The organism is Paenibacillus cymbidii (assembly GCF_004764705.1).
Taxonomy (GTDB): domain Bacteria; phylum Bacillota; class Bacilli; order Paenibacillales; family NBRC-103111; genus Paenibacillus_AN; species Paenibacillus_AN cymbidii.
In genome coordinates this window covers 1-23,767 of the sequence record NZ_SHLX01000021.1, presented here as the reverse complement: position 1 = coordinate 23,767, position 23,767 = coordinate 1, and the positions used below count along the sequence as shown (strand labels likewise).

23 protein-coding genes and 1 other annotated feature are annotated in these 23,767 nt (G+C 52.8%); of the genes, 14 read left to right on the top strand and 9 right to left on the bottom strand.

Annotated elements, in window-relative coordinates; all coding sequences use genetic code 11:
- Positions 1-175 precede the first annotated feature (175 nt).
- The 4 genes from EXY20_RS25205 (at position 176) to EXY20_RS25190 (ending at position 6,232) form a co-directional block, all read left to right on the top strand.
- The gene (locus tag EXY20_RS25205; RefSeq protein WP_235886191.1) at positions 176-1,855 is read left to right on the top strand and encodes a type 2 periplasmic-binding domain-containing protein; all 1,680 of its coding nucleotides are present in this window, start codon (positions 176-178) and stop codon (positions 1,853-1,855) included.
- 96 nt (positions 1,856-1,951) lie between these two features.
- Positions 1,952-2,872 (top strand): ABC transporter permease, encoded by a 921-nt coding sequence (locus EXY20_RS25200; RefSeq protein ID WP_135554896.1) that lies wholly within the window; start codon positions 1,952-1,954, stop codon positions 2,870-2,872.
- 13 nt (positions 2,873-2,885) lie between these two features.
- Positions 2,886-3,767: a carbohydrate ABC transporter permease gene (locus tag EXY20_RS25195; protein ID WP_135554895.1), complete on the top strand. Its 882-nt coding sequence runs from the start codon at positions 2,886-2,888 to the stop codon at positions 3,765-3,767.
- Positions 3,768-3,860: 93 nt separating this feature from the next.
- Positions 3,861-4,157: a binding site (T-box leader), on the top strand.
- A 458-nt stretch (positions 4,158-4,615) separates the two neighbouring features.
- Entirely contained in the window at positions 4,616-6,232 is a 1,617-nt protein-coding gene (locus EXY20_RS25190) for a 2-isopropylmalate synthase (protein WP_135554894.1), read from the top strand.
- A gap of 202 nt (positions 6,233-6,434) precedes the next feature.
- Here the strand turns inward: EXY20_RS25190 and EXY20_RS25185 are convergent, their stop codons facing one another.
- Positions 6,435-8,357 carry an ABC-F family ATP-binding cassette domain-containing protein gene (locus EXY20_RS25185; protein WP_135554893.1) on the bottom strand — a complete coding sequence of 641 codons (1,923 nt, stop codon included), beginning with the start codon at positions 8,355-8,357 and terminating at the stop codon, positions 6,435-6,437.
- A 248-nt stretch (positions 8,358-8,605) separates the two neighbouring features.
- Here EXY20_RS25185 and EXY20_RS25180 point away from each other — a divergent pair, with 248 nt between their 5' ends.
- From EXY20_RS25180 to groL, 9 genes are all read left to right on the top strand, one after another.
- Entirely contained in the window at positions 8,606-9,298 is a 693-nt protein-coding gene (locus tag EXY20_RS25180) for an endonuclease/exonuclease/phosphatase family protein (RefSeq protein WP_135554892.1), read from the top strand.
- 100 nt (positions 9,299-9,398) lie between these two features.
- Positions 9,399-9,998, top strand: a complete 600-nt coding sequence (locus tag EXY20_RS25175) for a 5-formyltetrahydrofolate cyclo-ligase (protein ID WP_135554891.1) — start codon at positions 9,399-9,401, stop codon at positions 9,996-9,998.
- 61 nt (positions 9,999-10,059) lie between these two features.
- Positions 10,060-10,575 (top strand): cyclic pyranopterin monophosphate synthase MoaC, encoded by a 516-nt coding sequence (gene moaC / locus EXY20_RS25170; RefSeq protein WP_135554890.1) that lies wholly within the window; start codon positions 10,060-10,062, stop codon positions 10,573-10,575.
- Positions 10,576-10,608: 33 nt separating this feature from the next.
- Complete coding sequence (locus EXY20_RS25165; protein WP_135554889.1) at positions 10,609-11,100, top strand: MogA/MoaB family molybdenum cofactor biosynthesis protein; 492 nt, start codon at positions 10,609-10,611, stop codon at positions 11,098-11,100.
- The gene (locus tag EXY20_RS25160; RefSeq protein WP_135554888.1) at positions 11,100-12,101 is read left to right on the top strand and encodes a molybdopterin-binding protein; all 1,002 of its coding nucleotides are present in this window, start codon (positions 11,100-11,102) and stop codon (positions 12,099-12,101) included. The genes EXY20_RS25165 and EXY20_RS25160 overlap by 1 nt, the downstream gene beginning before the upstream one ends.
- Positions 12,102-12,327: 226 nt before the next feature.
- Positions 12,328-12,594, top strand: coding sequence for a twin-arginine translocase TatA/TatE family subunit (locus EXY20_RS25155; RefSeq protein WP_135554887.1), 267 nt, complete (start codon positions 12,328-12,330; stop codon positions 12,592-12,594).
- Between the two features lies 1 nt (position 12,595).
- The gene (gene tatC / locus EXY20_RS25150; RefSeq protein WP_135554886.1) at positions 12,596-13,354 is read left to right on the top strand and encodes a twin-arginine translocase subunit TatC; all 759 of its coding nucleotides are present in this window, start codon (positions 12,596-12,598) and stop codon (positions 13,352-13,354) included.
- Positions 13,355-13,579: 225 nt separating this feature from the next.
- On the top strand, positions 13,580-13,858 hold the full coding sequence (groES, locus tag EXY20_RS25145; RefSeq protein WP_135554885.1) for a co-chaperone GroES: 279 nt from the start codon (positions 13,580-13,582) through the stop codon (positions 13,856-13,858).
- Between the two features lie 42 nt (positions 13,859-13,900).
- A complete protein-coding gene (groL, locus tag EXY20_RS25140; RefSeq protein WP_135554884.1) occupies positions 13,901-15,538 on the top strand; it encodes a chaperonin GroEL in 1,638 nt (545 codons plus the stop codon).
- A 130-nt stretch (positions 15,539-15,668) separates the two neighbouring features.
- Here the strand turns inward: groL and EXY20_RS25135 are convergent, their stop codons facing one another.
- From EXY20_RS25135 to EXY20_RS25105, 7 genes are all read right to left on the bottom strand, one after another.
- The gene (locus tag EXY20_RS25135) at positions 15,669-16,874 is read right to left on the bottom strand and encodes a site-specific integrase (RefSeq protein WP_235886190.1); all 1,206 of its coding nucleotides are present in this window, start codon (positions 16,872-16,874) and stop codon (positions 15,669-15,671) included.
- Positions 16,875-16,936: 62 nt separating this feature from the next.
- Positions 16,937-17,140, bottom strand: coding sequence for a helix-turn-helix transcriptional regulator (locus tag EXY20_RS25130; RefSeq protein WP_135554882.1), 204 nt, complete (start codon positions 17,138-17,140; stop codon positions 16,937-16,939).
- The gene (locus tag EXY20_RS25125) at positions 17,127-17,552 is read right to left on the bottom strand and encodes a DUF6075 family protein (RefSeq protein ID WP_135554881.1); all 426 of its coding nucleotides are present in this window, start codon (positions 17,550-17,552) and stop codon (positions 17,127-17,129) included. The genes EXY20_RS25130 and EXY20_RS25125 overlap by 14 nt, the downstream gene beginning before the upstream one ends.
- Positions 17,553-17,961: 409 nt before the next feature.
- The gene (locus EXY20_RS25120; RefSeq protein WP_135554880.1) at positions 17,962-19,860 is read right to left on the bottom strand and encodes a DNA primase family protein; all 1,899 of its coding nucleotides are present in this window, start codon (positions 19,858-19,860) and stop codon (positions 17,962-17,964) included.
- Positions 19,844-20,452 (bottom strand): hypothetical protein, encoded by a 609-nt coding sequence (locus tag EXY20_RS25115; protein WP_135554879.1) that lies wholly within the window; start codon positions 20,450-20,452, stop codon positions 19,844-19,846. The genes EXY20_RS25120 and EXY20_RS25115 overlap by 17 nt, the downstream gene beginning before the upstream one ends.
- Before the next feature lie 174 nt (positions 20,453-20,626).
- Entirely contained in the window at positions 20,627-22,156 is a 1,530-nt protein-coding gene (locus EXY20_RS25110) for a hypothetical protein (RefSeq protein ID WP_135554878.1), read from the bottom strand.
- 53 nt (positions 22,157-22,209) lie between these two features.
- Positions 22,210-22,404 carry a helix-turn-helix domain-containing protein gene (locus tag EXY20_RS25105; RefSeq protein ID WP_135554877.1) on the bottom strand — a complete coding sequence of 65 codons (195 nt, stop codon included), beginning with the start codon at positions 22,402-22,404 and terminating at the stop codon, positions 22,210-22,212.
- A 551-nt stretch (positions 22,405-22,955) separates the two neighbouring features.
- Here EXY20_RS25105 and EXY20_RS25100 point away from each other — a divergent pair.
- Positions 22,956-23,282 carry a hypothetical protein gene (locus tag EXY20_RS25100; protein ID WP_135554876.1) on the top strand — a complete coding sequence of 109 codons (327 nt, stop codon included), beginning with the start codon at positions 22,956-22,958 and terminating at the stop codon, positions 23,280-23,282.
- A 55-nt stretch (positions 23,283-23,337) separates the two neighbouring features.
- Here the strand turns inward: EXY20_RS25100 and EXY20_RS39170 are convergent.
- On the bottom strand, positions 23,338-23,767 hold a 430-nt coding region (locus EXY20_RS39170; RefSeq protein WP_167859510.1), incomplete at its 5' end, for a hypothetical protein.

Here is a 23,767-nt window from a genome sequence, read left to right as displayed (position 1 = left end):
CGCCGATCCCATATCCGAATAGCCGATCGCAGATTCAGGCCATTCCCCGCAGCGGAGCCTGCGGCATACAATCGGACCGAGGTTGCGGCAGCGCGGCGGCGAACCGGACGAACGGGCCGGCGCCGGAAGCACGTGCGGCACCGCGATCAATTTCCGTACAGGGGGAATCAGTACCATGAGCAAGTGGAAGCTTTCGAAACGACCGCTTGTCGCCGTTTCCATGACGGCAGCGCTGGCGGCGGGGGTAGTCGGCTGCAGCGGCGGCGACAAGGGAGGAAGCGGAGCGGCATCGCCGAGCGCGTCTTCCGCCGCTTCGCCTTCGGCAGCGGCGTCGGCGGCGGCATCGGCATCGGCAACGCCGGCAAACGGCAAAATCGTTTCCAGCCCGCTCACGCTTTCCTATTTCGTCCAGCTGACCGCCAGCCGTCCGAACGGCATGAACAGCCTGAACGACATGGAAGCCTACAAGGAGCTGGAGAAAATAACCGGCATCCACGTCGATTTCAAGCATCCGGCCAGCGGCCAGGAGACGAATCAGTTCAACCTGATGATGAGCTCCGGCGACTACCCGGACGTTATCGAATGGAACTGGGCCGCCTATCCGGGCGGAGGACGGGCGGCGCTCGACAGCGGCGCGATCGTCAAGCTGAACGACTACATCGACAAATACGCGCCGAATCTGAAAAAGCTTTTGACCGACAATCCCGACATCCGCAAGCAAATTTCGACCGACAACGGCGACATTTATTCGTTCCCGTTCCTGCGCAACGCCCCGACGCTGCAAACGTACTTCGGCCTCGGCATCCGCAAGGACTGGCTCGACAAGCTCGGGCTGCAGGTGCCGACGACGATCGACGAATGGCATGCCGTGCTGAAGGCGTTCAAGGAGAAAGACCCGAACGGCAACGGCAAAGCCGACGAGCTGCCGCTCCTGCTCAACAAAGGCACGTTCAACTGGGGCAACCCGATCATCAACGCCTGGGGCATCCGCAACGACTTCTACCTCGACAACGGCAAGGTGCAGTACGGCGCGCTGACGCCGCAATACAAGGAGTTTCTGGCGACGATGCGCGCCTGGTACAAGGAAGGACTGATCGACCCGGACTACGCGGCGACCGACGCGAAGCAGAAGACGGCCAAGGTGACCGGCGAGCTGGTCGGCGCCATGGACGTTACGGTCGGCGGCGGCATCGGCACGTTCATGAACGCGATGAAGGACAAGAATCCGGCGTTCAATCTGGCGGGCGCTCCTTACCCGACGCTGAAGAAAGGCGACAAGCCGGTGCTCGGCCAGATGGAGCCGATCTTCAACGGCCTCGGCGCCGCCATTTCCAAGAAAAACAAGAACGTTGTCGAAACGGTCAAGTGGCTCGATTACAAATACGGCCAGCAAGGGTCGATGCTGTTCAACTTCGGCGTCGAAGGCAAAAGCTACACGATGGTGAACGGCTTCCCGACCTACACCGACGACGTGATGAAAAACAAGGACGGCCTTGCCTTCGGCGTTGCGCTGACCAAATACGCGATTCCGTTCGGCGCGCCGATCTCCCAGGATACGCGCTACATGGACCAGAACGCCGCTCTGCCGCAGCAGAAGGAAGCGCTTCAGCTGTGGACGCAGCCGGACAACAAAGGCTGGCTGCCGACACTGTCGCTGACGTCGGAGGAAGCGTCGAAGTTCGCGACGATCATGAACGACGTCAAAACGTACAACGACGAAATGTTCGACAAATTCATCATGGGCGCCGAGCCGATCGAAAATTTCGACAAGTTCGTCGAGAAGCTGAACAAAATGAACGTGCAGGATGCAGTCAAAATCGAGCAAGCCGCCTATGAGCGGTATTTGAAACGGTAATCGCCACGCACGGAAGACATAACGGCCGCCGGCGCCGCCGCCTCTCGCAAGGGGCGCGCCGGCACCCGGCCGGATAGGACAGGAGCGCGAACAACCATGCGGCAATCCGCGATCGGGACGCTGGCGAAAGATTTGGCCCGCAACAAGTACGTGTACCTCATGCTCGTTCCCGTCGTCGCCTACTATTTGATTTTCCTGTACATGCCGATGTACGGGCTGCAGATCGCCTTCAAGAACTTCTCCCCGGCCAAAGGCATCTGGGGCAGCGAATGGGTCGGCTTCAAGCATTTCGTTACGTTCTACGACAGCTATTACTTCTGGCGGCTGGTGCGCAATACGCTGCTGCTCAGCTTCTACGAGCTGCTGTTCGGCTTCCCGGCGCCGATTGTGCTGGCGCTGCTGCTGAACGAGCTGCGGCACCGCCTGTTCAAGAGCATCGTTCAGTCCGTGACGTATTTGCCCCATTTTATTTCCATGGTCGTCGTGGCGGGCATGCTCGTCGACTTCCTTGCCGGCGACGGGCTGATCAACCGCATTACCGCCCTGTTCGGCGCCGAACCCGTCACGTTCCTGATCAAGCCGGAATGGTTCCGCACCGTGTATGTCGCATCCGGCATCTGGCAGGGCGTCGGCTGGGGCTCGATCATTTATCTCGCCGCCATCGCCGCGATCGATCCGACGCTGTACGAGGCGTCCAAGGTCGACGGAGCGAGCCGCTTTCGGCAAATGTGGCATGTGACGATTCCGGGCATGATGCCGACGGTCGTCATCATGCTCATTCTGGCGCTGGGCCGGCTCATGAGCGGCGGCAGCTTCGAGAAGATCGTGCTGCTCTACAACTCGACCACTTACGAAACGGCCGACGTCGTTTCCACATTCGTCTATCGCAGGGGGCTGCTGCAGATGGATTACGGCTTCTCCGCCGCCATCGGGCTGCTGAACAACATCGTCAATTTCATCCTGCTGCTTTCGGCCAATGCCATCAGCCGCCGGATCAGCGAGCACAAATTGTGGTAGGAGGTCCGCGCCGATGAACGTGTTGGCCAAGTCCGGGGGAAGGGCGTTCGACGCCGTTAATGCGCTGCTGATGATCGCGCTGGTGGCCGTCACGTTGTACCCGTTTCTATATGTCGTCTTCGCTTCGTTCAGCGAACCGTCCGAGCTGGTCCGGCATCGCGGGCTGCTTGCCGGTCCGGCCGGCTTCAGCCTGGAATCGTACCGGCTCGTGCTGCACAATCCGGCGATCGCGAGCGGCTACCGCAACACGCTGCTTTACGTGGTGGCCGGCACCGCGCTCAACCTGGCCATGACGTCGTTTGCCGCGTACGCCTTGTCGCGGCGCGGCGTGCTGCTGGCGAACAAAGTGATGTTTGCCATCGTGTTTACGATGTTTTTTTCCGGCGGCCTCATCCCGACTTATCTGAACATCCGCAATCTTCACCTGTTCGATTCGCCGCTCGTCATGATCGTTCCGTCCGCGATCAGCACGTGGAACCTGCTCATTATGCGCACGTCGTTCCAGCATATTCCGGCTGCGCTCGAAGAGTCGGCGCGCATCGACGGGGCGAACGATTTTACGATTCTGCTGCGCGTCTTCATTCCGGTGTCGCTGCCGATCATGGCGGTCATGACGCTGTTCTACGGCGTGGCCCACTGGAATTCCTACCTCGACGCGATGATTTATTTGCGCGAACGCAGCCTATATCCGCTGCAGCTCATTTTGCAGGAAATTTTAATTACGACCAGCACGGAATCGATGACGTCCTCGTTCAGCGACTACGACAAAGGCCTGATCCAAGAAACGATCAAATACGCCACAATCGTTGTGGCGACGCTGCCGATCCTGCTGCTGTATCCGTTCCTGCAACGGTATTTCGTGAAAGGGGTGATGCTCGGTTCGATCAAGGAGTAGGCAGGGCGCGCCGTCGCAGACCTCAAAAAAATTTCCGCCGCGCGCATTGACAGCCGCCGACCGGCGTACTATAATGAGCAGCAATCCCATTAGTGGAACGCTGGGAACGGGAATAGTAGGATGCGATCCTTCGTACAGAGAGCTGCGGGTTGGTGCAACGCAGCCGGGGAAGCGGCCGAACTCGCCCGGGAGCGGTAAGGCGGAACGCAGTTGGCGGCCTGATGGTTTGCCGATTGACCAGTACGGCTTAACGGTTTACCCCCGATATCGGGTAGGCGGCATACGTGTCGCCAACAAGGTGGATTCATGCCTCACGTCCGGTTCGACCGGAAGGCGGCGCATGGATCAACAAGAGTGGTACCGCGAAGGCTACGGCCTGTCGTCTCTTGATGGAGACGGCAGGTCTTTTTGTTTTTCCTTGGCGGCAGGAACGATTGACGTCATGAACCATTGACGAGGCAAAAGGCAAACGCGATGAACGGGAGCAGTAGCGAACAGGGGCCGATCAGAGAGCTGCGGGACGGTGCGACGCAGACGGCAACGGGAGCGAATCTCGCCCGGGAGCGGCAAGGCGGAAAGGTGCGCTCACCTGCGCAGAGGTTCGAACCGGGTGCGCCCTACGCCATGACGGCTTACCCCCGATATCGGGTCGGCGGCACTACTTCGTGCCGTCACGAGCGGATGCGACCGTACGGCGCATCAACAAGAGTGGTACCGCGGCAGCTACAGCCTGTCGTCTCTTGCCGGCAACAAGCTTGCCTTTTCGCAGCAGCGAAAAGGGGCTTGTTGTCCGGCGCGAGACGGCGGGCTTTTTTCGTCTAAAAACAATCCTTTTGGAGGGAAACGAAATGAACATCGAAACGAACATCGATACTAAAATCGAAACGAAAAAAATCCACATATTCGATACGACGCTGCGCGACGGCGAACAGGCGCCCGGCGGCACGCTCAATTTGGAAGACAAGATTCGCATCGCGCTGCAATTGGAGAAGCTGGGCGTCGACGTGATGGAGCCGGGCTTCCCGGTGTCGAGCCCCGGCGAATTCGAAGCGGTGCGGCAAATTTCCCGGCTTGTGCAGTCGGTGGAAATATGCGGCTTCGCCCGCGCGATCAAAGGCGATATCGACGCCGCGGTGCAGGCGACGCAGGATGCGGCGAAACGCCGGCTGCACCTGTTCATTTCCTCGTCGGACATTCATCTCGACTTCCAATTGCGCAAGTCGCGCGAGCAGGTGATCGAGATGGCGCGCAGCATGGTGTCGTACGGACGGCAGTTTGTCGACCGGCTGGAATTTTCGCTGATGGACGCCTCGCGCTCCGGCGAAGAGTTCGTGATGCAGCTGGTGGAGGCGGTGATCGCCGAAGGGGCGACGATCATCAACATGCCCGACACGATGGGTTATGCGCTGCCTCACGAATACGGGCAGCTGTTCGCCCGGGTGCGCCAGCAAGCGCGAGGCGCCGACAAAGTCGAGTTCAGCACGCACTGCCACAACGATCTGGGGCTGGCGGTAGCGAACAGTCTGGCGGCCGTCCAGAACGGGGCGACGCAGGTGGAAGTGACGATCAACGGCGTCGGCGAACGAGCCGGCAACTGCTCGCTGGAGGAGCTGGCGATGGTGATCGACACGCGCAAGGCGTCGTTGAACATGGAAACCGGCATCCGGCCGGAAGAAATTTACGCCAGCTCGCGTATGGTCAGCCGGGCGATGCACATGCCGATTTCGTTCAACAAGCCGGTCGTCGGCCGCAATGCCTTCCAGCACGAATCCGGCATTCACCAGGACGGTTTGCTGAAGAACCGCAATACCTACGAAATTATGGATCCGGAGCAGATGGGCATCCCGCGCAAAATGATTATTCTCGGCAAACACTCCGGCCGCCATGCGATCCGGCACCGGGTGGAGCAGCTCGGCTTCAAGGTCGACGACGCGCAGATGGAAGAGCTGTACGTCCGGTTCAAGGAAAAAGCCGACGGGCAAAAAATCGTCACCGACGACGAACTGATCCGCCTGGTAGGCACGACGGTCAACGTGGCGACGGAAACGTATTCGCTCGTCGACGTGCAGGTCGTCACGAGCAGCGAGCGCAGCCGCGTCGCCTCCGCTACGGTGAAGAACGGCGCAACGGGTGCCAATGCCACGTATTCGGCCATCGGCCGCGGCCCGATCGAAGCGCTGATCGGCTGCATCAAGCAAGGGATCGGCTTCCCGGTAGAGTTCGTCGATCTGGAGCTGCATTCGATATCGACAGGCGAAGCGGCAGGCGGAGAGGCGGAAGTGACGGTGGAAGCGTTCGGCCGCTCCTATGTCGGCAATGCGATGGACGAGGACATCCTGATCGCGGTGGCGCATGCGTACATGGCCGCCTGCAACCAGGCGGCTCGCGAAGCCAAGGCGGAAGGACGCTGGGCCGAAGGCGGCGCGAGCGCGATCGAAAAGGCGGACCGGAGGATGTGGACATAGTTATCCACATAGCATGTGAATACTGTGAATAAGCGGTAGAAACAGCGTGGATAGCGGCTCTGGGAAAGGTGTGAAATGGGGGTAGGTTTTTCACAGCCTGCTGTGGATAATGTGGATAAATCCGCGACACCTCCCCCATTTCCGCCGATACCGGACAAAAATCGACAAAATGGCTGTGGATAAAGCTGTGTACAGGGCCGACTTATGCCAGCAGCGTTTCCCACTCGCCGTACATTTGCTCCAGCGCCGCCTTTCGTTCTTCGATGGCGGCGTTTTTTTGCTGCACGAGCACGTAGTCGTTGAAGACGTCCGGCTGGGCCAGCTGCGCCTCCAAATCGCCGACCTCGCTTTCCAGGCGATGAATGTCCTGCTCGAGCTGCTCCAGCTTGCGCTGGCGGCTGCGCTCCTCGCGCTTCGACTGTTTGTCCGATTCGTAGTCGTTCGGCTTGTCGGCCGATTGCGCCGCCGCCGGCTTGCGCTCCGCCGCTGCCGCCGCGCGCGCCGCCTCCAGCTCGGCCAGCTTCTCCTTGTAGTCGTCGTAATTGCCCAGATAGGAGACGATGCCGTCCGCGGACTGTTCGAGCACGCGCTCCGCCATTTTATTAAGAAAGTAACGGTCATGCGAAATAAACAGCAGCGTGCCTTCGTAATCGATCAGCGAAGCTTCCAGCACTTCCTTGCTGTACAGGTCGAGATGGTTCGTCGGTTCGTCGAGAATCAGCACGTTGGCGTTTTGCAGCATCAGCTTGGCCAGCGCGACGCGCGCCTTTTCGCCCCCGCTCAGGGCGGCGATCTTCTTGAACACGTCTTCGCCGCTGAACAGAAAATTGCCGAGCACAGTGCGGATGCGCGCTTCCTCCAGATGCGGGAAAGCGTTCCATACTTCGTCCAGCACGCTATTGGCCGAATTCAGATTCGTCTGCTCCTGATCGTAATAGCCGATGCGCACGTTGGCGCCCCATTTGAAGCCGCCTTCGGTCGGAGAGAGCTGGCCGATCAATACCTTCAGCAGCGTCGACTTGCCGATGCCGTTCGGCCCGATCAGCGCGGCCGTTTCGCCCCGGCTCAGCTGGAACGACGCGTCGCGGAACAAGAAGCGCAAGCCGTCGAACGACACGCCGATGCGGTCGGCAGCCAGCACGTCCTTGCCTGTCATTTGTTCAATTTCGAAGCGGAACGACGCCCGTTTCAAGTCGCCGAGCGGCTTGTCGATGCGATCGAGCTTGTCCAGCGCCTTGCGCCGGCTTTGCGCCCGTTTGGTCGTTGAAGCGCGCACAAGGTTGCGCTGGATGAAATCTTCCATCCGTGCGATTTCGTCCTGCTGCTTTTCGTACTGCTTCATGCGCGACTCATACTCGGCCGCCTTCGTTTCCACGTAGCGCGTATAGTTTCCCGCGTATCGCTTGGACGTATGGCGTTCGATTTCGTAAATCGTATCCACCAGCGCATCGAGAAAATAGCGGTCATGCGAAACAACGAGAATGGCGCCCGGGTAAGCGCGCAAATAATCTTCCAGCCACGACAGGGTGGCGATATCGAGATGGTTCGTCGGTTCGTCGAGCAGCAGCAGGTCGGGTTGCTGGAGCAGCATCTTGGCGAGCGCCAGCCGCGTCTTCTGCCCGCCGCTCAGCGTGCCGATGCGCGTCTGCGGGTCGAAGCTGCCGAACCCCATCCCGGACAAAATGGTGCGGATCCGCGACTCCATCTCGTACCCGCCGTGTTCGCGGAACCACTCGGAACGTATGGCATATTTGTGCAGCGTGTCGTCGTACTTTTTGGCGTCGGCCTGGATGTCGGGAGAAGCCATCGCCTCTTCGAGCTCGCGCAGCTCGCGTTCCGCCGCCAGCAAGTGTGCGAACACGCCGCGCATTTCGCCGATGATCGTATCGTTCGACTGCAGGCCGCTGTTCTGGGCCAGATACCCGATCTTCGTTTCCTTCGCCTTAAAAATATCGCCGCCATCATACGACATTTCCCCGGAAATAATTTGGAGAAATGTCGATTTGCCTGCGCCGTTGACGCCGACGAGCCCTACTTTTTCCCGTTCCTGAATTTGCAGCGTAATATTGGAAAGCACGGTGCGAACCCCGTAGCTTTTGCTGATGTTTGATGCCTGAAGCAGCATGGATGCCCAATTCTCCTCTCGATCTGTTGCCGCGACACGAAGGCGGTCGCCCACCTTTTATTTTAACACATCGGCCAAAGAAGGTCTCGGTACACAATCGGTGGAAAGAGACTTTCCGCTTTCACTTGCCAGGTGGGGGATAATTTCGCTACCATAAGAAAAGCTCCTTTTCGAAGCAACAGCCTGTATCGAAACGCTTCCCGACACGGTTATCAAGAATCGGCGTATGCAAAAAAGATGGTGATCGCATGAAACAATGGACAAAACTGCGCATTATGACATACAACATCCGGCATGGCAAAGGCCTGGACAACAAAACGAACCTGCGCCGCATCGCGGCGGAAATCGCCAAAGCGAAGGTAGATGTGGCCGCGCTGCAGGAAGTGGATCGCCATTTTTCGCGCAGCGGGTTTCAGGATCAGGCAGCGATTCTTGCCAACCTGCTTGGCATGCACGTCAGTTTTTCGCCCAGCATCAATTTCGGGTGGTTGCAATATGGCAATGTGATCTTGAGCAAACGGCCGCCGGAGTCGAAACAAGTCGATTATTTGCCCGGCATCCGCGAGCGGCGCAGCGCGCTTTGCGTCAAGCTGCTGGCCGGCGCGGCCAATGCGACGGTCGACGTGCTGAACACGCATCTCGGCGTGCAGGAGATCGAGCGGCTGATGCAGCTGCCTCATCTTCGCGATCGGATGGACCGTTTGGAAACGCCGGCGATCGTGCTGGGCGATTTCAATATGGAAGCGGACGACGAGTCGATGGCGAAGCTGATGAACGGCTGGCGAAAGTTGAAGCTGCCGCGGAAGCAGACGACGACGTATCACAAGGGCGGCGAAATCGACCATATTTTCGTCAACATGCCGCTGCGCAAGGCGAAAATTTGGGTACAGCATTCGCTGGCGTCCGACCACCATCCGGTGATCGCCGAGCTGATGTGGTGAACATGGCATCCGGCTCCGCCATCCGCGGCGAAGACATTCCGTCTCGTCCGTTGTTATGGTAAAATACAGCTAACGTCAGGCGTGGAAGGCAGCGGCAGTTATGAGCGGCAACGAAAGCAAACAGGCGCTGCGGCGGCGCATGAAAGAAGCGCGGGAAGCGCTGAGCGCGGAGGAGCGGGCGGATCGGTCGCGGCGCATATGCCGGCACATCGTCGGCCGGCTCGAAGCGCTCGGCCTGGGCAACGGCGGCGCCGTGCTCGCTTACGCGGCGTTCGGCGGCGAAGCCGACGTCGCGGACGCGCTCGCATGGTGCTGGCGCCGCGGCGTGCCCGTCGCGCTGCCTGTCGCGGAGCAGCGGAGCCGCCGGCTCGAGCTGCGGCTCGTCCGCGGTTGGGGCGACGTCGCGCCGGGCGCCTACGGCATCGCCGAGCCGCTGCCGGCGTGCGAGCCGCTGCCCGATGCGGCGCTTGCCTGCATCATCGTGCCGGGCGTCGCTTTCGACAGTCACGGCGGCAGGCTCGGCTACGGCGGCGGCTATTACGACCGGCTGCTGGAGCGGCTCGCCGCGGCGAACGTGTCGCCATATTTGCTGGCTGCGGCCTACGAGCTGCAGCTTGTCGAAGAGGTGCCGACCGAGCCGCACGATCGGCCGATGCATGCGATTGCGACGGAAGACGGCATTTATCCGCAAAAGTCATGATTTCGACACACACGGATCCCGCGCGAATCGTTACGATAAGAGCATATATGGGGAGGAAACGATGGCGACCGGCGATCCGCAGTTGACCCATTTTAATGAAGAAGGCCGCGCCCGGATGGTCGATATTACGGGCAAGGAGATGACCCACCGTACGGCAACGGCGGAAACGGCCGTTCGAATGAAGCCGTCAACGCTTGCGCTGATCCGGTCGGGAGGCATCGCCAAAGGCGATGTACTGGCCGTGGCGCAAGTGGCCGGCATCATGGCGGCCAAACAAACGTCGGCCTGGATCCCGATGTGCCACCCGCTGGCGCTTCGCGGCGTCGACATTCGGTTCTCCGACAACGGCAGCGACACCTTGCGCATCGAAGCGACGGTTCGCACGACGGGACCGACCGGCGTCGAGATGGAGGCGCTCACCGCCGTATCCGCCGCGGCGCTGACGGTGTATGACATGTGCAAGGCCGCGGAGAAGGAGATGGAGATCGGCCCGACGCGATTGCTCACGAAGTCCGGCGGCAAAAGCGGCGACTATGTTCGCGGCGGCGAAGACGGGGCGACGGGGAACGCTACGTAACGCCATCCAGTAACGGAAAAGAGGTGCATGCACATGCGTTGGAAAGTGGCGATCTTGACGGCCAGCGACCGCGGCTCGCGCGGCGAGCGGGAAGATACGAGCGCCCAGGTCATTCGCGAACTGGTCGAAGAGGACATGAACGGCGAAATCGTCGAATACCGGATCGTTGCGGACGAGATGAACGAAATCAAGGCCGCTTTGATCGAGATGACGGAATATTACCAGGCCGATCTGATTCTGACTACGGGGGGAACCGGGCTTGCCGCGCGGGACGTAACGCCGGAAGCGACGCTGCAGGTGGTCGACCGGCTGGCTCCGGGCTTCGTGGAAGCGATGCGGGCCAAGTCGATGCTGAAAACGCCGCATGCGATGCTCTCCCGGGCGGTGGCCGGCATTCGCGGCCGCACGCTGATCATCAACCTGCCGGGCAGCCCGAAAGGCGTGCATGAGAATTTGGCCGTCATCCTCGGCGTGCTGCCGCATGCGCTGGGCATCCTGACCGGCAGGGAAGGGGACCACAAGTGATGAAACCGGAGCCGATGCTGCGCGAAGTGAAAGTCGAAGAGGCGATCGGCATGCGGCTTGCCCACGACTTGACGCAAATTGTTCCCGGCGAGTTCAAGGGCAGGCTGTTCAAGAAAGGGCATGTCGTCAGCGAGACGGATATTCCGGCGCTGCTCAGCATCGGCAAGGAGCATATTTATACATTGGCGCTGCAGCCGGGCTACCTGCACGAAGACGATGCCGCCGAGCGGATGGCCCGGGCGGCCGCCGGCGACCGGCTGACGTTTACCGAGCCGCACGAAGGCAAAGTAAGCCTGCGCGCCGCAACGCGCGGCCTTGCCGTCGTCGACCGAAGCTTCGTCGACGAGGTTAACGCGATCGAACACGTTGTGTTCTCCACCGTGCTCGATCGGACGGTCGTCGACGAGCGGCAAACGCTGGCGTCGACCCGGGTCATCCCGCTGGTCGTTGAAGAAGATATCGTGCGCCGCGTGGAAGAGGCCGCGAGCAAGCGGGGAGCCGCGCCGATTGGCGTCAAACCGTTCCGCCCGCTCAAGGTTGGCGTGGTGACGACCGGCAGCGAAGTGTTCAAAGGCCGCATTACCGACAAGTTCGGCCCGATCGTGCGCGAGAAGGTGGCAAACTTCGGCTCGGAAGTGATCGAGCAGCGGTTTGCCCCGGACGAAAGCGACGCGATCGTCGGCGAAATCCGCTATTTTCTCGAGCGGCAAGCGGACTTGATCCTGGTCACCGGCGGCATGTCGGTCGACCCGGACGATCGTACGCCGGGCGCGATCAAACAGGCGGGAGCGCGCATTGTCAGCTACGGCACGCCGATGCTGCCGGGCTCGATGCTGATGATGGCTTATATCGGCGATATCCCGATTATGGGGCTGCCGGGCTGCGTCATGCACGATCCGTATACCTCGTTCGACGTGCTGCTGCCGCGCGTTTGCGCCGGCGAGCGGATCGAACGGCACGAAATTACAGCACTTGGCTACGGCGGCTTGCATCACTGCTGATCCGCCTGTATGCTAGAAGTGCGTGTTCAAAAAGTTGGCTTTTCAGTACCGAGAAGGTTGCGAGAACCTGAAGAAGGAGTAGCGGAGTTTAGGCAAAACCTAAATGAGCAACGGACTTCGAAGGTGAACGCAAGATTCGATGCCGAATATGCTTCCTGCCCGAACTTCGTAATCAAAAGCCGACTTTTTGAACTACCTCTAGAGCTAACGGAAGGAGTGAGCCGAGATGTTATTGGGAAGCATTGGACCTGCAACGCTCGTGATTCTTGTGATTGCGGCATTGCTGTTGTTCGGCCCGACGAAGCTGCCCGAGCTTGGCCGCGCGTTCGGCAAGACGCTGCGCGAGTTCAAGAAAGGGACCAACGAAATACTGGGGGACAACGACGAAGACGACCGCCCTCAGGCGCGCAAGGAAGTAAAGGAAGTTCACGATATCGAAGCGACGCCGGCTGCCGAGAAGAAACCGGCCGAATCCCGCAGGCTCCCGGATTGAAATGAAGAACGCCGATGACATGTCGCTCGTCGAACATTTGACGGAGCTGCGCAAGCGGATCATGTGGGTGCTGGCGGTACTGGTGGTTACCATGATCGCCGGTTTTTTTCTGGCCGATCCGCTGATTAACTACATCAAGAGCACGCCGCCCGCCGACAAGCTGACGCTGCACGCTTTGTCGCCCTGGGACTCGGTGCGTATTTACATGCAATTTTCATTCGTGATCGCTTTGATCGTTACGCTGCCGTTCACGCTATATCAGCTCTGGTCCTTCGTGAAGCCTGGCCTGAGGCCTATCGAGCAGCGCGCCACGATCAAATACATTCCGCTGGCCGTGCTGCTGTTTCTGATCGGACTGGCGTTTTCCTATTTTGTCGTGTTCCGCATGGCGCTGCTGTTCACGGGACAGATGAGCGACCGGCTCCATTTGGAGGAGACGTACGGGATTTCGCAGTATTTTACGTTCATGTTCAATATTCTTATTCCGATTTCGCTGCTGTTCGAATTGCCTGTCGTCGTCATGTTTCTGACGGCCATCCGGTTGCTTACGCCCAAACGGCTGCGCAAATTCCGCCGCTTCGCTTATTTTATCCTGATGGTCATCAGCGCAATCGTCACGCCGCCCGATGTGATGTCGGCCTTGATCGTGATGGCGCCGCTGGTCGTGCTGTACGAAGCCAGCATCGCTTTTGCGTCGTACGTGCATCGCAAGCAGTTGGTTCGCGATCAGGCGTGGGAAGAGGAATACGGGGCCAAATGAGTCCATTCGAGCGGTTTCGCCGCTCCATCGTCCGGCATGCGGCCGACAAGTCGCTCCGGGCGTTTTTTGTTTTTTCAAATTTTCGCAAATGGCACCCAAAACCACTTGCAAAATCGGTGCAAAATTATTATCATAAAAGAGGTTGTTAGCACTAACCAGACCCGAGTGCTAACAATACATAGCACCGGGTTGCGGAAACCTATTTCAAAAGGAGGAAGTTTTTCCATGATCAAACCGTTAGGTGATCGCGTAGTAATCGAAGCTGTAGCGAAAGAAGAAACGACGGCAAGCGGCATCGTGCTGCCCGACACGGCGAAAGAGAAGCCGCAGGAAGGCAAAGTGCTGGCAGTAGGCGCGGGACAACTCAAAGACGGCGTTCGCACTCCGCTTGAAGTCAGCGTTGGCGACCGCGTACTTTTCTCCAAATATGCAGGCACAGAAGTGAAATTCGAAGGCAAAGAGCTGCTGATTATGCGCGAAAGCGACATTTTGGCGATTCTGTAAGCTTTAACCGATAACCATTCAAATAACGGGAGGTAACCGATCATGGCAAAAGAAATCAAATTCAGCGAAGACGCGCGCCGCGCAATGCTTCGCGGTGTAGACGCTTTGGCGAATGCGGTGAAAGTGACGCTTGGACCGAAAGGCCGCAACGTCGTCCTGGAGAAAAAATTCGGCAGCCCGCTGATTACGAACGACGGCGTGACGATCGCCAAAGAAATCGAACTGGAAGACGCGTTCGAGAACATGGGTGCCCAGCTCGTTAAAGAAGTAGCAACCAAAACGAACGACGTTGCCGGCGACGGTACAACGACGGCTACCGTTCTGGCGCAAGCGATGATTCGCGAAGGCCTGAAGAACGTGACTGCCGGCGCCAACCCGATGGTTATCCGCAAAGGCATCGAGAAAGCCGTTAAAGCCGCTGTCGAAGAGCTGGCCAAAATCGCCAAACCGATCGAAGGCAAACAATCGATCGCCCAAGTTGCCGCCATTTCGGCAGCCGACGAAGAAGTGGGCCAACTGATCGCGGAAGCAATGGAGAAAGTCGGCAACGACGGCGTTATCACCGTCGAAGAGTCGAAAGGCTTCGCCACCGAACTGGAAGTCGTTGAAGGCATGCAGTTCGACCGCGGTTACATCTCGCCGTACATGATCACCGACACCGACAAAATGATCGCGGTTCTTGACGATCCGTACATTTTGATTACCGATAAGAAGATCTCGAACATCCAGGAAATCCTGCCTGTGCTCGAGAAAGTCGTCCAACAAGGCCGCCCTCTGTTGATCATCGCGGAAGACGTGGAAGGCGAAGCTCAAGCTACCCTGATCGTCAACAAGCTGCGCGGCACCTTCACTTGCGTTGCGGTCAAAGCTCCTGGCTTCGGCGACCGCCGCAAAGCGATGCTGGGCGACATCGCCGCTCTTACCGGCGGTCAAGTCATCACCGAAGAGCTCGGCCTCGACCTGAAATCGACCAAAATCGAACAACTGGGCCGTGCCCGCCAAGTTCGCGTTACCAAAGAGAACACGATCGTTGTCGACGGTTCCGGCGACAAGAAGGATATCGGCGCACGCATTACGCAAATCCGTGCCCAACTCGAAGAAACGACTTCCGACTTCGACAAAGAGAAGCTGCAAGAGCGTCTGGCGAAACTGGCCGGCGGCGTAGCGGTTATCAAAGTCGGCGCGGCTACCGAAACCGAGCTGAAAGAGCGCAAGCTGCGCATCGAAGACGCGCTGAACTCGACTCGTGCCGCGGTTGAAGAAGGCATCGTTTCCGGCGGCGGTACGGCGCTTGTGAACGTGTACGGCGCAGTCTCGGCCGTAGCGGCATCCGGTGACGAGCAAACGGGCGTCAACATCGTGCTGCGCTCCCTGGAAGAGCCGGTGCGCATCATCGCCAGCAACGCCGGTCAAGAAGGCTCCGTTATTGTGGAGCGCTTGAAGAAAGAAGCGGCTGGTATCGGCTACAACGCGGCTACCGGCGAGTGGGTCAACATGTTCCAAGCGGGTATCGTCGACCCGGCGAAAGTAACGCGCTCCGCGCTGCAGAACGCGGCATCCGTTGCGGCTATGTTCCTGACGACCGAAGCGGTCATCGCCGACAAGCCGGAAGACAAAAAAGCCGGCGGCGGCGGCATGCCGGACATGGGCGGCATGGGCGGTATGGGCGGCATGATGTAAACTGAGGGCTGATCCCTTGCGTAGCAAGGGATTCTCCTCGTGTTAACAGTGATTGCCCACATTTTGCCCACATTGTGTAAAAATAAGACACCGTAGAGTGATGAAAATTGCTCTACGGTGTCTTCTGTTATTAAACACCTTTCATCAGATCACTGAATTTTTGTGATGCTTCTTTCTTCATTGATTTCGTTATGTGAAGATACACCCTCTTCGTAATTTCATCGTCCTGATGGCCCAATCTTTCCATAATCTCATGGATGCCGACTCCAGCCTCAGCAAGCAACGATGTATGCGTGTGGCGCAATGAGTGAGGGGTTAATGTTTCATTCAAGCCAGCGAGCCGCAGAAGCCTTCTCATACGGTTCTGAATCGTTTTAATGAACTCAGGATAGCCCATATCTTTCTCTGTTTTGGCAAATACAAAATCTTGATCGTAATAAACATCTCGATGGAGCATCTTAAGCTCATCTTGATGAGCTTTCAGCTTTTCTAGCTGTTTAAATACCAGTGGGTCTAGCTCGATGGTTCGTTTCGATGAGCTTGTCTTAGGTGTCAGCAAATGATACTCAGTTGCTCGATTTGTAGGATTGTAATAGGTCTTCGTTACGGATAGCGTATGTTCTTTAAAATCGAAATCCTTCCACTTCAATGCACATAGCTCACCGACTCGAAGTCCACTATAAGCAAGAGTCAGGAAGATTATATAGTCGTTCGTTAATCCCTTCTCTTGTGCTGTTTCAAGAAGCTTAGCTAACTCATGTTTCTCAAGGTATTTCACCTCTTTTTCTTCCGCTTCAATATCCTCAACTGTCTTCCGGGGGCGGGGCAACTTTGCATATTGCGTTGGATCGTTTTTGATAATCTCTAATTCTATTGCTTTGGTAAAAAGCATTCGCCCTGTGGAGTGAACGCCAGCAATCGTATTTAACGCAAAGCCGCGCTCGTACAAGTCTAGGAGAGCATATTGATAAGCTTTCCGGGTAATGGCCTTCACCTGATGACTTTTAAAATAATCGAGCAGTCGAGACGCTTCGTGCTTTCGAACACGTACGGTACTAATTTTAACTGTAGTCTCATAAAGTTTCAGCCATTCATCAACTAAAGTAGAGAATAGAATCTCCTTTTCCGCTGTATAGGTTCCTTCCATAAGCTCCGTCTGCATCGCCGCACACGCAGCCTGAGCCTCCTTCTTAGTCTTAAACCCGCCCACTTGTCGTTGGATTCGTTTACCCTTCATTGGATCGAACCCAATGTCGATGGTAAATGACCAGGTCGCATCACAAGTACAGCGTTTGCCGGCGCATTTGCAGCCGCGCTTTCTAAAATAGCCTTTCACAATGATCATCCTTTCTTAAAAGCGTAGAGATGGCAAAAGCCATCTCTACGTAGAAGATGCCGTTATGCTAATATCGCATTGGGATTGGCGCGTTTGGAATCCAGCCATTTGAAAAAGTCGTCTCTGTATACGACTTTTCTACAGTTGATAACGAGTAACGGGAAATCGGGGGCTTTAGCAATTTCGTAAGCTGTCGAGCGTGAGATACCTAAAATTTCTTGCACGTTCTTGATTTGTAAAATTAACGGATAGTCAGATTTGTTCATGGATCGAAATCCTCCCATGTCGTCGTAGATGGATCGCTTGAAGAGCGACTGTGTAAAGCTCGGAGTCCCATGTTGAAAGCCCACTTGCTAGATCAAATTCTCGTCCGTTCCACAGATTGAGAGCCAAGTGAACAAGTGCAGTGGTTTGTCCGGTCAATGGACCTGTTGAACCTGTCGAGCGATGCTCTTGGAACGAAACGTTATCCAAGGTATCGAAGTACCAGTCGAATGGTCCGTTTTCTTGTTGTTCTAACTCGAAACATTTGTGAATTTCCGGATGCGCGGCCAAATAACAAGTGGAGATATACTCCTTCGAGTGGCATGCAAATTTTTGTATGCACTTTTGGAAATTTTCCTGATGAGCTTCATCTGAAAAATAAACCTGGCTGTCGTTTATCGGACTCCCTTTCATGCTAAAACCTCTCTCCAAATATATTCAGGTAAATAATATATAACTGAGATTACGAGAATAACTTGTGCGCTTTTGGATGTTTGGGTGATTATCGTTTATCCGAATGAAGCAGTCGCTGGATGACGTACTTCTTTGCATACTTTTTCTTTTTCATATCTCGCTTATGTTCCTTGCGATTCGCATGCTCATAAAAATCCTCTATGCTAATCTCTTTGGCGTATGCTTCGTCAGATACTGCTTGATTTCTATAATTTCGAGTCGTCAATGGTTGTACCCCCGGTCATAATTGATTGATAAAGGTTGTAGCTGCATGTAGCCAAGCAGTAGACAGAGCATGCTACGCTAAGAACGGCTTAATACGCCCAGTTACTTGATATTTCTAATGCCGTAGCCAATGTAGCGATGAAACCTACTGTATTTCAATAAGCACAGATTCAAGTTCGGCTTTTGTTTTTAGTCGAATTCCCCGAAAGCCCTCTAGTGGGGTAGACCCGTTGATCCTCATTTTGTTGGCATAAACGTTAAGCTTTGAGACTTCTACAAAAAACTCTCGCTTGCTAAGTGACTTGTAGCCATTATCCTGACAGTATTGCTTGTAAGCAGGGAAAAGAACTTTGCGATGAACCTTGCACTCATCGTTATCCAAATCGACAAGGCATCGTTCACGAATAAACTCTGATACATTATTCAATTCCGTAATGTATCTCGTTTTAAAAGTACGAGCCTCATTACTTTCAGTAAAGATCAGATTATTGTCCATTAACTCGCGCAGACCTTCCAATGCCCATTCCACAATGTACGTCTTCTCCGCAATCAATTTGTCCAGTAACGATTTATCCCTTCGATCTTCTGGGATGGTATTGGAGAACACAAGAAAATGGATTCTGTCAGTGAAAGCGGTTGTTCCATCTAGCTTGCTAAGCAAAGGCATATGATTACCACAAGCAACGAGCTTCGTTTTTCCATAGAAATGGAACGGGTCTTTACCCTTTTTTTCGCCGGTTATAAGATCGCCCCCGGTGAGTGACTTAATGATATCAGTGCCTTTAATGGCTCCGTTTTCATCCATTTCAGAACTGATGTTGACCTTTGATTTGAATAGCTCGGCACTCATAAACCGATTCTCGCCCAGTTGCTTTAACGACATGGCGGTTGTATGCTTGGGACCAATTAACGAACGAATTAACGAAAGCCATACGCTCTTACCGGTGTGGGGAAGTCCTATCAGAACGAAGAATTTCTTGGCCCGCCATTCATTGCTGATAATGTAGCCCATTAATTGCTGTAGAGACTTCATTTTCAAACGATCTCCGGCTGTGCAATCTTCCAGAAATCGTCTAAAATAATATCCTCGGTCTGTGCCGTCTCGATTCGAGCGATAAACCCGAATACCAGAAGGTGACTCTCCGTAATCGGCATCGACATAACTTGTGAACAAGTATTCCGGACTATGAGGATAGCATCTCTGCTGATTTACATCGAAAACGCCATTCCGCAAATTGATCAAATTAGTGTGGCTATCGAACTCCGTGTAAGGAACTTGAAGCTCTGGGTCGCTAACAATGCGGTGGACAACTTCTGCCATCTTGTGTTTCCCGAGCTTCATGTCCATCTCCGGGGTCATACACTTTCGGATGGCCACGTAAAGACTTGCTTCCGTTTGTTCCTCAAAACAACCAAAATCATCTTCGTAGAGAAACGTTGTTGTACCACTACATCGAACTACCCGTTTTTCAAGCAAAGCGATCTTCGCATGGACATCGATCGGTATCTTTGCTTCCTGGTTTTCGTTAACGTTCTTCTTTTGGTTTTTATGGTTGGAAGAAGTGCTAACTGCATCGTCGTTCAACTCATCATCCGACTGGTCGGATGAATAATTCGGAATTTGGACAACAAGCCTTGAGTTATAACGGTTAGTTGCAGAATCGCTAACTGCATCGTCGTTCAACTCATCATCCGACTGGTCGGATGAATAATTCGGAATTTGGATAACAAGCCTTGAGTTATAACGGTTAGTTGCAGAATCGCTAACTGCATCGTCGTTCAACTCATCATCCGACTGGTCGGATGAATAATTCGGAATTTGGATAACAAGCCTTGAGTTATAACGGTTAGTTGCAGAATCGCTAACTGCATTGTCGTTCAACTCATCATCCGACTGGTCGGATGAATAATTCGGAATTTGGATAACAAGCCTTGAGTTATAACGGTTAGTAGCATCTGTTTCGTCGTTTGGCTCATAAAGCTGTATACGATGCTCATCGAAGTAGTCTTGCGTCAACTCTCTGCGATTATCCTGCTGTTTCATTCTCTCTGCCACCTAACTGAACTAAATAGCGAGAAAGAGCAGGAAAATGTTGATCCAACATACTGTGAGCAAGGATTCTAAGATTTTCGCTCGCTATCCCTAAGGGGATAATGATATGACTGGACTTTCTCTGAGCTAACCTACCATCATACACTGAGAGTTGAACGAACTTTGGACAATGGAGCAGTGCGATCATGACTAAGTTGATATTGATCTCTTCGTCACCGTAGAGTAGTCTATATTTTTCAAAATCTTGATCGTGAGAGATTTCAAAATGTTGGTTATAACAGTTGAAGTGAATTATATAGTCACCTTGTCCCCTATCATCAATCCAGACTCTTGTTGGACTTATTGATTGATTGGCAGGGAAAGAAAAAGGTTGTTCACCGTATCGACCAATACAAAGTCTTGTATCATTTTGAATAATTCCGATAATGAGATTGTACGAGTCAAGCATTGTTTGGTTAATAATTGCACATGATTCCTCTCCATTACTTGCTAACAGTTGGATATTGTTTTTCGGTTTTGTCAGTTTGGCAGTCAATTCTTGTTCTCTGTCAGACAGACTGGTCATAAGACTATTGAGGTTCATTTTTGCATCTCCTTTTGTATTGTGGCTTACATTCTAAATATAGTTGCACCCAAAATACGCTCTAAAATTGATAGTTTCTATTTTTGCACAGTAGAGGCCTTATAAATAAAGAGGAGCGGCGCATGAGTGTTCATGCGCCGCTCCTCTTTATTTATAAAAATCATAAAATTGTTTTTATATTGAACTTTTTCGTTTCGACTTTTCCTTTCTCTTACTTGCTTTTTCCTGCAATCTATAGAATTCTTCATCTTCAAAGCCCTCAAAATCATCGTATTTATTTTCTAAGGCATCATCTACTACAGTTCCCGTAGCCAACTGAGCTAAGAATGCATCGACTGAATTTAGAGCGACAATATCAAGTAGTTGTGTTTTATCTTGTAGTTCATAAACCTTAAGGCGTTCGAAATCAGACATGATCTTTTGGGCGAAATCGATTTGATTCTTTCTTCGAGATGCCCGTAGTCCATATGTTGCCTTGTATAGGCCCAAAAATGTGTTGATGCTTTCCAATGAATGGGTGCTACTGTTGTTGCTTATGGATGCCGAGAGTGTTAAAACATCAGAAACTGGCCATATCTCTCCAGAACTATTATTGCATCCCTCAGAAACCAAATAATACAAGTATAATTTTTTCTTCACCTTCAGGAACTCCTCCAGTTCCTTACTGTCAGTGATAGTTACATTTTCGGGTTGAGCTTTGAAATGAATGATTGCCTGCTCTTTAATAAATTCACTGAGAAATGGAATAAATATGTACAGAATCTGAAAAATCCGGCATAGCCCAATTTGTGAAGTGAAGTTGGATTTATAGTATGAGTTATTCTCTAGTCTAGCCTCTTCAATATATCTTGTTAAAAACAAGTTTCTCAGTTCAATGTCGCCGATTATGGAAAATGCCGAGTAGTACTTAATGAATTTTTTGTCCGTTGCAAGTTCTCCTAATTCTCTTAAATCAAAGTAGGCTTTGATCAGAAAGAATAAGTTAGTCTCTTTCTCAAAGTACAGTAGGTCAGAAGTGGGCTCATCTTCGAGAACCTCTTTCAAGATTTGACCATACTCTTGTAAGTTACCAACTAAAGGCTTGAAATCAGCTATTACAATTCTTCCAGCAGGAGTCTTTATTGGCTTCTTATAGTTGATACAAGCTTCAAGATAAAATCGGGTCAAAGCAGTCCCCTTTTTTAAATAGGCTTGGTCCTTAGCGACGATAATTTTGTTTTTTTCATATACCTCGTTCACGAGCTTCTCAATTCTTCGTTCTTCTATTTCCCATTGAGTATCATCGCCTTTCGATTCAACGTCGTACAATCTATCTCCGTTCTTTTTGCGAAAATAAATCTTAAAGGTATTTATCAAGTCTTGTTTTTCCTGTGGAGAATCAGAAAGAAAGCCACGGGTAAGGACGTCCTCGAATGTTGTATCTTCAAGTAGCGTTTCTTCTGCATATTTACTGGCAATTGTTAATTCCGCTTCTGAGAGATCGATTGCCTCTTCACTTAGTTTTTGGAATGCACTTCTTATCGCATTCTTAAATAGCAAGGTGGAATCAATGTCCAATGTGTCACAAATTTTCTTGGCTACTTCTCCAAAAGTAATGGCATTGCTAAGGTTATCGTAGGAATAAGACACTCCCGATTGTAATTGTAAGCGAAATCCGAAAAGTTCATAAATGAACTGCTTTGATTTTTCTGATATGCTATTCAATTTCTAACCCTCCGTATTGTTGTTAATGAATTGCTCATGAAAAAAGTTAATGTCTATTGATTGCGATTTGACCTTTTGCTGATGATATAATCCGTAACGGCAGAGCGTTGAATTCGATGTGATTTACCCACCCTGAACGATTCGATCTCTCCGGAGTTAATCAAATTATATGCCGTATTCATACCGATTTTCAACAATTCGGCCATCTCTTGGACAGTAAGTATCTCATCATAGTAATCATCATACATAAAGATTTTCCCCCTTACATTATGGTTACTGTACTGTTCATTAAATCTATTTAATCGACATTAATCGGCATTAGTCTTTGTTATTTGGATATTTTAATGCTTGGGCTCGCCTTTGTTTCTATCCGTTGGAATAATGTGCGGGTTGAATCAGGAACGTAAATTAACATTGCGAGTTCAGAAAATGACTTAACATCACAAATCATCAGGCTAAGCAGAGTAGGCTTAAAATGATTTTTCACTCCGGCAATTTGTACTCATTAGACTGTTTGTTAGGATGCATTAAGTACAGTTATGCTCCGTTAATCCTCATTATTTTTTCAGTTATCGAGCTAAACTATTTGAACGATTACACCCTCATTTTATTCTTTCAACACAACCCTATTTGGATTTACTGTAATAATTCTTGAGGCTCTAAAAAAATACACCAAATTTCTTCATGTTAATCTTTGGATGCAAGGATAAAGCAGAAGTGAAATTAGGAAATGTGCGCTCTTAGCTATATGAAATAATTTATGGCTAAGCAAAAAAACAAAACGAGGAGTGTTGGAGAAATGTTGGCTTTTGATTATGAGGTTTGTGGCCGCGATGTTAAAGTCAGGGGTGTTAATTTACTTTATCCTAAGGAGCGAATCGATACGGCTATTGGTTTTGGACATCCGATAGTTGCTGAGGCATTTGTGGCACTCATTGAACTGGTTGAATATCGAGTGAAGAATACTTATTTTAAAAGTCACACAGTAACATTTGAGGGGGATATCCTTCTCATTTGGACCGAAGACAGCTTAAGTAGTGAAGAGGAGGAGGGTATTCGGGAAGCTTTAGTTGATATAATGGGTTTAGACATCTTCTTTAAAACCATTGTTATTGAACCTTATTGATCTGGTACGGTTGAGGGACACTCAGAATTGAGTGTCCTTCATATGCTAATCATGATTATGAGCCAGAAACCGTAACTGTCTTAGCCTCAACCCATTGCTCGGACAACCATTTAATTCCGAACACCGCGGCGGTTTTTTCTTCCTCGCCTTTTCCTACGACAAGGTAGTTAGCTTGATTCCAGTAAACAAGCACTTTCGTTCCGCGTATTTGCTTGACGATGCCGTCAAATGTTCCTAACCCGACAGTATCCCCTGCATGAATCAGCTTTCCGTAATAATCCAGCGGGTCGTGGTCGTTATATTGAACCTTCTCGTGCTTCTCTTGATTCTCCTTCACCACACCTACAAGCGTTTTTCGTGAATATTCCGGCGCGTGAGAGCCACCGTTCTGGAAAGTTGAGAGCCAGGCCTCCGGAAAAAATGAGCCACGTCTCCGGGGGAGGGAGCCACCTGGATTAGTGACTCCCCTTATCTGTTGACGTGCG

Coding starts and splice junctions, on each gene's coding strand:
- EXY20_RS25205 (WP_235886191.1), top strand. CDS start 176: ATGAGCAAGTGGAAGCTTTCGAAACGACCGCTTGTCGCCGTTTCCATG.
- EXY20_RS25200 (WP_135554896.1), top strand. CDS start 1,952: ATGCGGCAATCCGCGATCGGGACGCTGGCGAAAGATTTGGCCCGCAAC.
- EXY20_RS25195 (WP_135554895.1), top strand. CDS start 2,886: ATGAACGTGTTGGCCAAGTCCGGGGGAAGGGCGTTCGACGCCGTTAAT.
- EXY20_RS25190 (WP_135554894.1), top strand. CDS start 4,616: ATGAACATCGAAACGAACATCGATACTAAAATCGAAACGAAAAAAATC.
- EXY20_RS25185 (WP_135554893.1), bottom strand. CDS start 8,357: ATGCTGCTTCAGGCATCAAACATCAGCAAAAGCTACGGGGTTCGCACC.
- EXY20_RS25180 (WP_135554892.1), top strand. CDS start 8,606: ATGAAACAATGGACAAAACTGCGCATTATGACATACAACATCCGGCAT.
- EXY20_RS25175 (WP_135554891.1), top strand. CDS start 9,399: ATGAGCGGCAACGAAAGCAAACAGGCGCTGCGGCGGCGCATGAAAGAA.
- moaC (WP_135554890.1), top strand. CDS start 10,060: ATGGCGACCGGCGATCCGCAGTTGACCCATTTTAATGAAGAAGGCCGC.
- EXY20_RS25165 (WP_135554889.1), top strand. CDS start 10,609: ATGCGTTGGAAAGTGGCGATCTTGACGGCCAGCGACCGCGGCTCGCGC.
- EXY20_RS25160 (WP_135554888.1), top strand. CDS start 11,100: ATGAAACCGGAGCCGATGCTGCGCGAAGTGAAAGTCGAAGAGGCGATC.
- EXY20_RS25155 (WP_135554887.1), top strand. CDS start 12,328: ATGTTATTGGGAAGCATTGGACCTGCAACGCTCGTGATTCTTGTGATT.
- tatC (WP_135554886.1), top strand. CDS start 12,596: ATGAAGAACGCCGATGACATGTCGCTCGTCGAACATTTGACGGAGCTG.
- groES (WP_135554885.1), top strand. CDS start 13,580: ATGATCAAACCGTTAGGTGATCGCGTAGTAATCGAAGCTGTAGCGAAA.
- groL (WP_135554884.1), top strand. CDS start 13,901: ATGGCAAAAGAAATCAAATTCAGCGAAGACGCGCGCCGCGCAATGCTT.
- EXY20_RS25130 (WP_135554882.1), bottom strand. CDS start 17,140: ATGAACAAATCTGACTATCCGTTAATTTTACAAATCAAGAACGTGCAA.
- EXY20_RS25125 (WP_135554881.1), bottom strand. CDS start 17,552: ATGAAAGGGAGTCCGATAAACGACAGCCAGGTTTATTTTTCAGATGAA.
- EXY20_RS25120 (WP_135554880.1), bottom strand. CDS start 19,860: ATGAAACAGCAGGATAATCGCAGAGAGTTGACGCAAGACTACTTCGAT.
- EXY20_RS25115 (WP_135554879.1), bottom strand. CDS start 20,452: ATGAACCTCAATAGTCTTATGACCAGTCTGTCTGACAGAGAACAAGAA.
- EXY20_RS25105 (WP_135554877.1), bottom strand. CDS start 22,404: ATGTATGATGATTACTATGATGAGATACTTACTGTCCAAGAGATGGCC.
- EXY20_RS25100 (WP_135554876.1), top strand. CDS start 22,956: ATGTTGGCTTTTGATTATGAGGTTTGTGGCCGCGATGTTAAAGTCAGG.